Origin of the sequence: Microcystis sp. M083S1, assembly GCF_020246405.1 — a bacterium.
Lineage (GTDB): Bacteria > Cyanobacteriota > Cyanobacteriia > Cyanobacteriales > Microcystaceae > Microcystis > Microcystis aeruginosa_C.
Map to the genome: position 1 here is coordinate 1 of NZ_JADBTB010000173.1, position 6,666 is coordinate 6,666.

Below are 6,666 nucleotides of genomic sequence, written 5' to 3' on the forward strand. Positions count from 1 at the left end.
TGAAATGGGGCGAAAGTCTGTGGACTCTGTGTAAGACAGTACATGGTTTTTTAACTGTGGTATGCGACGGTGGTGGAAGCAGAAACTTAAATCGTGAGGTTTAGGAATCGCCGCACTTTTAGGGCGGCGAGGATGTCAACTAACAGCAAGGGATGTAATCTCATTCAGGGGAAAAAGTCGCTATGAACCACCAAATAGAAACCCCGATCCGGTCACCCTCTCAAGCTCGATTCCGTTCACGGGAGGAACGCATCCAGATCGGTAAATCCCTCCGGGAGCGATTGCCGCGTTCTCGCCACGCTATCTGGCAACCCCCCGCAGCTGGTCGAGAGCCGATCGAGATCATCGAAGCATCAAATCGAGGGCGATTACAGGAATTAATTCCCATCCGCTACGGACGAATGTTGCGGAGTCCCTTTACCTTCCTGCGCGGTTCCGCTGCCTTGATGGCCTACGATCTGGCCACCACTCCCAAAACCGACATTATCGTGCAGGCCTGCGGAGATTGCCACCTGTTGAACTTCGGATTTTTTGCCACCCCCGAACGCAATTTAGTCTTCGATATTAACGATTTCGACGAAACCCTACCCGCACCTTGGGAATGGGATCTCAAGCGTCTCGTGGTCAGTTTTGTCATCGCCGGCAGGGATAGCGATCTATCCGATCGAGAATCGAAGGCAGCGGCGATCGATTGCGCTCGTTCCTATCGAGAACACCTGCGGGAATATTCTCGCCTCAGTCCCTTAGAGGTGTGGTACACGCGCATAGGAGTAGAACAGGTGCTCGAGATGGCTCCCGACGAAAAGACACGCAAGATACGGGAACAGATGATGACAAAGGCCCGCGAGCGCATCATCGAACATCTCTACCCCAAGATCGTCACCCAAAGCGGGGGACGCAATCGCTTTGTCGATCAGCCGCCCATTCTCTACCATGTCAACGAACCGGATTGGGAGACTCTCGTGCGTGAGGGTCTGGAAGACTATCGCCAATCCCTGCCGGAGGAACGCCGGGTCCTGTTCGATCGCTACCAGTTAGAGGACTTTGCCCTGAAAGTGGTAGGCATTGGTAGTGTCGGCACCAGATGTTATATCGCCCTATTGTTCTCGGAAGATAACCATCCCCTCATCCTACAAGTTAAGGAGGCTTGCCCTTCGGTTCTTGAACCCTATACCGCCAAGAGCCAGTATGAAAATCAGGGACAACGGGTGGTTACAGGCCAGAGATTGATGCAATCCTCTAGCGACATATTTTTAGGCTGGACCCAGGGAAGACGGGGCAATAACTTCTATTTACGGCAACTGCGGGATATGAAGTTTTCCCTACCCATTGAGGGAGTATCGGCCGTCCAACTGCAACGCTACGCCGAGTTCTGTGGCTGGACCTTGGCCCGCGCCCACGCTAAATCTGGAGATGCGGCCACCATTAGCGGTTATTTGGGGAAAGGAGATCAGTTCGATCTAGCGATGGGCGAATTTGCGATCGCTTATGCCGAGCAGACAGAACAAGATCACGCCGCTTTGGTGGAAGCGGTCAAAACAGGACGGGTCGAGGCTTTGGTGGAAGAAAATTTATAGCATTAAGCTATCAGCCTGTTATTTTTCGACCTTAGATTAGGGGCGCCGCTCTCTTAGGTTTGGTGGGTAAAATGTATTCTAAGATACAGTCCTGCGGGCGAGTGAGTGGAAGGAACCACAGAGACACAGAGGACACAAAGATCGATCACTACTATATAAGTTAAACTTATCACACAAAGAATAACAGAGCCGATTTGCTCACAGAAAATAGGGCTTATCTCGACAAAATACTCTAGAACAAGGATGATGGTATGTGATATAATTTGCTCTTGCTTTCAACTACATATTTAAGTAATTTTGTCAAGAAAATGAGCGAATTAAAATCCCAAATCACGGCTATTGATCATCAACTTTCCAAACGTCCGATCGCTCTCGATCCCGCAGGATATTTTATTATTTATCTCGACCGAGAAGCAGGGTTAATCTGTGCCAAACATTACAGCAATATTATCAATGAAAAAGGTTTAGCCGTCGATCCAGAAACGGGAAAAGTTATCGGTGTTAGGCAAAAACTTGATCGCAATCCTGAGAATATTTACACTGCAAGAACTGCCAAAGAATTAGCCGTCAAAGTGATCGAAGAAACCCAACCTTGTCCGATTACTATGTTCGATCATGCTGCTTATTTAGGTCGAGAATTTACCCGCGCTGAATACGCTTTAATCACCGGGGAAGAATATATTCAGGATTAAAGATTGGGCTTTTCAGTGTTGCCAAAGGCACGGCGTAGCCGTCCAGTAAACAGTAAACAGTAAACAGGGATAAAGATGAAGATAAATAAATAACTTAAAACTTACATCTGATAACTGATAACTGATAACTGTTAACTGATAACTGATAACTGTTAAACCGTGCCTTTAAATAAACCTTGAGGACGGAATAATAACAGCAAGATCATAATTAATAAAGCCACGGCTAATTTATAATCAGAACCAATTAAGGGAACACTAATTTCTTGGGCAACACCAATAATTAAAGCCCCAGCAATCGCTCCGTAGGGATTACCAATACCACCCAAAATCACGGACGCAAACATTGGTAAGATTAAAAACCAGCCCATATTGGGACGCACTCCCCCGGTAATTAACCCGAACATCCCTCCAGCTAAAGCAGTTAAAACTCCCGTGATTATCCATGTCCAGAAAACAACCCATTCGACGTTAATTCCAGTTACTCTAGCTAAATCGTTGCTGTCAGCTACGGCACGCATTGCCTTACCGATCTTAGTTTTTTGCAATAGCAAATGGAGGGCAATAATAACTATAATTGCCAAACCAATAACTAACAAGCGATCAAAAGCTACTTTAATCCCAAAAATTTCTGTAGCGGTCATCACAGGCAGATCGTAGCGTTGATTACTACCGCCCCAGATCATTAAAATACCATTGCGAAGAAATAAAGCCAAACCGATCGAAATAATAATTAAAGTGGTAGAATCAGCCCGTCGATCGCGCATAGGTTTCCATAATAATCTCTCGGCAATGAGCATGGCAATAGCTGTCACTGCTGCGCCCACCAGCATCGCTAACCAGAGATTAATCCCTTGAGCATTTACCACCCAAGTTATGTAAGCACCCAAAGTCATAAAATCGCCGTGGGCAAAATTAGACAGACGCAAAATGCCACAGGTAAGGGTTAAACCGACAGCAGCCAGAGCAATAATACTGCCGACGGCTAAACCATTGAATAAAAGTTGCGGTGTATCCATCAAACCTCTTGTATAAATCAGAAATTGTCCTTAGAAATAGGAGTCAGGAGAGAGAAAATTAATTAACTTTTGTCTTTTACCTTATTTAGCTGAAAGCTGAGGGACTGTAGCTTAAATATTTTTGTTTAGACCAAATTGCATGGCAGTATAAGCCTAGACAGCCATTATAAAGGTTTGTGTGCCAGCAATTTCTCGCGGCCGGTGAAAAGCTGACGGCTGATGACTTACTGCTATAAAATCAAGAATGCCCACTGATGGAATTTTCCGCCAATGAAGACTATCTTTCGATTAGCGATCGCTTTTTTTGCCTTACTATTTATCCTATCTCCTGTCAATGCCTTAGCTGCCAGTTCTGCTGCTGTCACAGGAGCCAATGCCAGTTATGAAAACCAGAATCTGACAGGGAAGGATTTTTCGGGACAAAATTTGCAATCTGCCCAATTTACTAACGTTAATCTCCAAGATTCTAACTTTAGTTCTGCCGATTTGCGCGGGGCAGTGTTTAACGGAGCCTCTATCATCGAAGGCAACTTTCATGGAGCGGACTTAACCAATGGGTTAGCCTATCTGAGTACCTTTAAAAATTCCGATTTAAGCGATGCCATTTTTGCCGAAGCGATCATGCTGCGTACCATTTTCGAGGGAGTAAACATCAACGGTGCTGATTTTAGTTTTGCAGTGCTTGACGCTCAACAAATCAAAAATCTCTGTGAAAGAGCCGAGGGTGTAAACTCAAAAACCGGCGTCTCTACCCCGGAATCTTTAGGATGTGATCAATGATGCAAACCCGGGTTGGTGTTATTGGTGGTGGACAATTAGCATGGATGATGGCACAGGAAGCCAAGAGATTAGGCATTTCTCTGATTGTACAAACACCACACCCCGACGATCCCGCCGTTGCTTTAGCTGACGGGGTTGTTTTCGCTGAAATAGCTGACGCGGAAGGCACAAAAAAACTAGCTCAACATTGTGATCTGATCACTTTTGAAAATGAGTTTGTTAATTTAGATGCCCTAGAAGAATTAGCGGCCACAGGAGTGCAATTCTATCCTAGTTTGGCAAATCTGCGCCCCCTATTGGATAAATACGAGCAAAGATGTTATTTACGCTCCCTAGGGTTGCCTGTGCCTGATTTTTGGGCGATAGATAATTTATCCCCACTAGAAAATTATCCTTTTCCGCTAGTACTGAAAGCGCGACGACACGGTTATGATGGTCAAGGAACCTTTATTATTCGCACTCCTGAAGAATTAAACGCCAAAAAGCCGCAATTAGAGCGTCTTGACTTGATGTTAGAAGCTTATATTCCCTACGAGCGCGAATTAGCCATCGTTGCCGCTAGGGGATTAACTGGGGAAATCGTCACCTATCCCGTGGTGGAAACCTATCAAGAGGAGCAAGTCTGTCGCTGGGTGATTGCTCCCGCCGCTCTTAACCAATCTTTACAGGCTCAAACCGAATCTATCGCCCATCATCTGTTAAGTAGTTTGTCGGCGGTGGGTGTTTTCGGGATCGAGTTATTTGTCACTCCCCAGGGAGAGGTATTGATTAATGAAATCGCTCCCCGTACCCATAATTCGGGTCATTACAGCCTTTCTGCCTGTCTTACCTCCCAATTTGCCCTACAACTGCAAGCAGTGGCTAATTTGCCCCTTGGAGCCACGGACTTAAAATCTGCTGGGGCAGTCATGGTTAATTTATTGGGTTTTGAGGATAGTGACGGCGATTATGGGGAAAAAAGAGCAGTTTTAGCGGCAATTCCAGACGCTCACGTTTTTTGGTACGGTAAAAAATCCCGTCCCGGTCGAAAATTAGGCCATGTCACCCTCTTAAGGGATACAAGCGATCGCTCTGAGTTATTGGCCCTAGCAAAGCAGATAGAAAAGCTTTGGTATGGTTGTTAGGGAATTATGAATTATGAATTATGAATTGGGGAGTATTTTCAGTAAACAGTGAACAGTGAACAGTAAACAGTAATCAGTGAACTGATAAGTAGCTGGTTATAATTATATTAAAAATGTATTTGAGGTTCGATCCCCCCTGCCCCCCTTAATAAGGGGGGTGCCGATAGGCGGGGGGATCTGAAAGTTTTTAATACCTACCTACTTAACTGATAACTGATAACTGATAACTGATAACTGATTCAGCAAACCCTAATTAAAAGACCTTTTTGATTGCCTCGGTCAGTTTTTGACTAATTAACTCGTTACCGTCTCCACTGAGATGAATATTATCGCGATAGAGGGAATCAGGATTAGGATGAGCTTGAAAAATGGGCAGAAAATCTAGATAAAAAATCTGCTGGTTGCTGGTGAAATCTGCTAGTCTTTGACGGGCCTTTAATTCATAATCTCGCCCCTGTTTTTTAACTTCGCGAATGAGGGGAGTAATAGCGATAATTAAACGGGCTTGATTAGCCTGAGCAAGGGCTTGAATTTGGGCAAGAGCGGTTAAATTATTGCCCACTCGATCGCCTCCTTCTTGCACCGGTGGTAGGGGAGGATAACGCTTAAAATATCGATCGTACAACTCGATTAAAGCTAAAGCTGGCCGGCGAGCGGGATAATTAATTTCTCGTCCCACCACCGCCGAACTAGGAGCTAAAGCGAACAGATCATCGGTGTTCATTAATAACACGATCACCTGGGATTCAAAGGTGCCGAAACGTCTTAGATAGGCCGATTGATTGCGCGGTCCCCAAGAATTGGCCGAAGCATTGAGAACCTCCACTGAACCCCTCAGATTTTGGCCTAAATTTTTGGTGATTAAAGCAGCAATGGTCTCTTTTTGATCCGTCCACCAGGAGCCATTAGCGATCGAATCACCGATTAACATGATTCTCGTCGTCTCCGGAGGCCGTTGGGGTGTAATCGGCTCGCTCCGCATCGAATACTGATTAACGGCGATAAAATTGGAAAACCGGCGCGTTTGTTGATTAGGAGCCAAAAGATAGCCAATTTCGGCATCAGCTTCGTAAATAAGCGGATTACCGAACCCGAAGACAATTCTTAAAATAGCCTCAAGGAAAAGGCCAAGGGCGAAAGGAACGCCTAAAATGATTAAAGACAGCCGAATGATACCAATTTCTAATAACACGGATAGATGAGAGTTCGCTAATTTTTGACATCCTCACCGCCGTAAACGGACGGCGATTCCCAAACCTCACGATTTGAGTTTCTGCTTCTTTCCCGAAGGATTTTTCGCACCTGCCGCCCCAGTTTTACTCTGTTCTGGTCTTATGGTCGCTCTACAGACTGACACCGCAAGCCCTGCGGCCAAAATATTTTTACTAGCGTTAACATCTCGGTCATGGTGAGTCCCACAGTCTGGACAATCCCACTCTCGAATATTTAACGGCATTTTCTCAGCAATATGCCCACA

At 45.5% G+C, this 6,666-nt stretch carries 7 protein-coding genes; 4 read left to right on the top strand and 3 right to left on the bottom strand.

Annotated features, from left to right (window positions below; genetic code table 11):
* Positions 1 to 182 precede the first annotated feature (182 nt).
* Both IM450_RS15905 and IM450_RS15910 read left to right on the top strand, forming a co-directional pair.
* Entirely contained in the window at positions 183 to 1,577 is a 1,395-nt protein-coding gene (locus IM450_RS15905) for a DUF2252 domain-containing protein (RefSeq protein WP_287667551.1), read from the top strand.
* 308 nt (positions 1,578 to 1,885) lie between these two features.
* Complete coding sequence (locus tag IM450_RS15910; protein WP_002800162.1) at positions 1,886 to 2,269, top strand: DUF4346 domain-containing protein; 384 nt, start codon at positions 1,886 to 1,888, stop codon at positions 2,267 to 2,269.
* A 152-nt stretch (positions 2,270 to 2,421) separates the two neighbouring features.
* On the opposite strand, the gene IM450_RS15915 is transcribed toward IM450_RS15910, so the two are convergent.
* A complete protein-coding gene (locus IM450_RS15915) occupies positions 2,422 to 3,285 on the bottom strand; it encodes a branched-chain amino acid ABC transporter permease (protein ID WP_287667555.1) in 864 nt (287 codons plus the stop codon).
* Between the two features lie 270 nt (positions 3,286 to 3,555).
* Here IM450_RS15915 and IM450_RS15920 point away from each other — a divergent pair, with 270 nt between their 5' ends.
* Both IM450_RS15920 and IM450_RS15925 read left to right on the top strand, forming a co-directional pair.
* A complete protein-coding gene (locus IM450_RS15920) occupies positions 3,556 to 4,065 on the top strand; it encodes a pentapeptide repeat-containing protein (RefSeq protein ID WP_002760385.1) in 510 nt (169 codons plus the stop codon).
* The gene (locus IM450_RS15925; protein WP_287667558.1) at positions 4,062 to 5,189 is read left to right on the top strand and encodes a 5-(carboxyamino)imidazole ribonucleotide synthase; all 1,128 of its coding nucleotides are present in this window, start codon (positions 4,062 to 4,064) and stop codon (positions 5,187 to 5,189) included. Before IM450_RS15920 ends, IM450_RS15925 begins: the two co-directional genes overlap by 4 nt.
* A 253-nt stretch (positions 5,190 to 5,442) precedes the next feature.
* Here IM450_RS15925 and IM450_RS15930 read toward each other — a convergent pair whose 3' ends face one another.
* Positions 5,443 to 6,381, bottom strand: a complete 939-nt coding sequence (locus tag IM450_RS15930; protein WP_287667561.1) for an SGNH/GDSL hydrolase family protein — start codon at positions 6,379 to 6,381, stop codon at positions 5,443 to 5,445.
* A gap of 66 nt (positions 6,382 to 6,447) precedes the next feature.
* On the bottom strand, positions 6,448 to 6,666 hold a 219-nt coding region (locus tag IM450_RS15935), incomplete at its 5' end, for a zinc ribbon domain-containing protein (RefSeq protein ID WP_287667564.1).

Coding starts and splice junctions, on each gene's coding strand:
- IM450_RS15905 (WP_287667551.1), top strand. CDS start 183: ATGAACCACCAAATAGAAACCCCGATCCGGTCACCCTCTCAAGCTCGA.
- IM450_RS15910 (WP_002800162.1), top strand. CDS start 1,886: ATGAGCGAATTAAAATCCCAAATCACGGCTATTGATCATCAACTTTCC.
- IM450_RS15925 (WP_287667558.1), top strand. CDS start 4,062: ATGATGCAAACCCGGGTTGGTGTTATTGGTGGTGGACAATTAGCATGG.
- IM450_RS15920 (WP_002760385.1), top strand. CDS start 3,556: ATGAAGACTATCTTTCGATTAGCGATCGCTTTTTTTGCCTTACTATTT.
- IM450_RS15915 (WP_287667555.1), bottom strand. CDS start 3,285: ATGGATACACCGCAACTTTTATTCAATGGTTTAGCCGTCGGCAGTATT.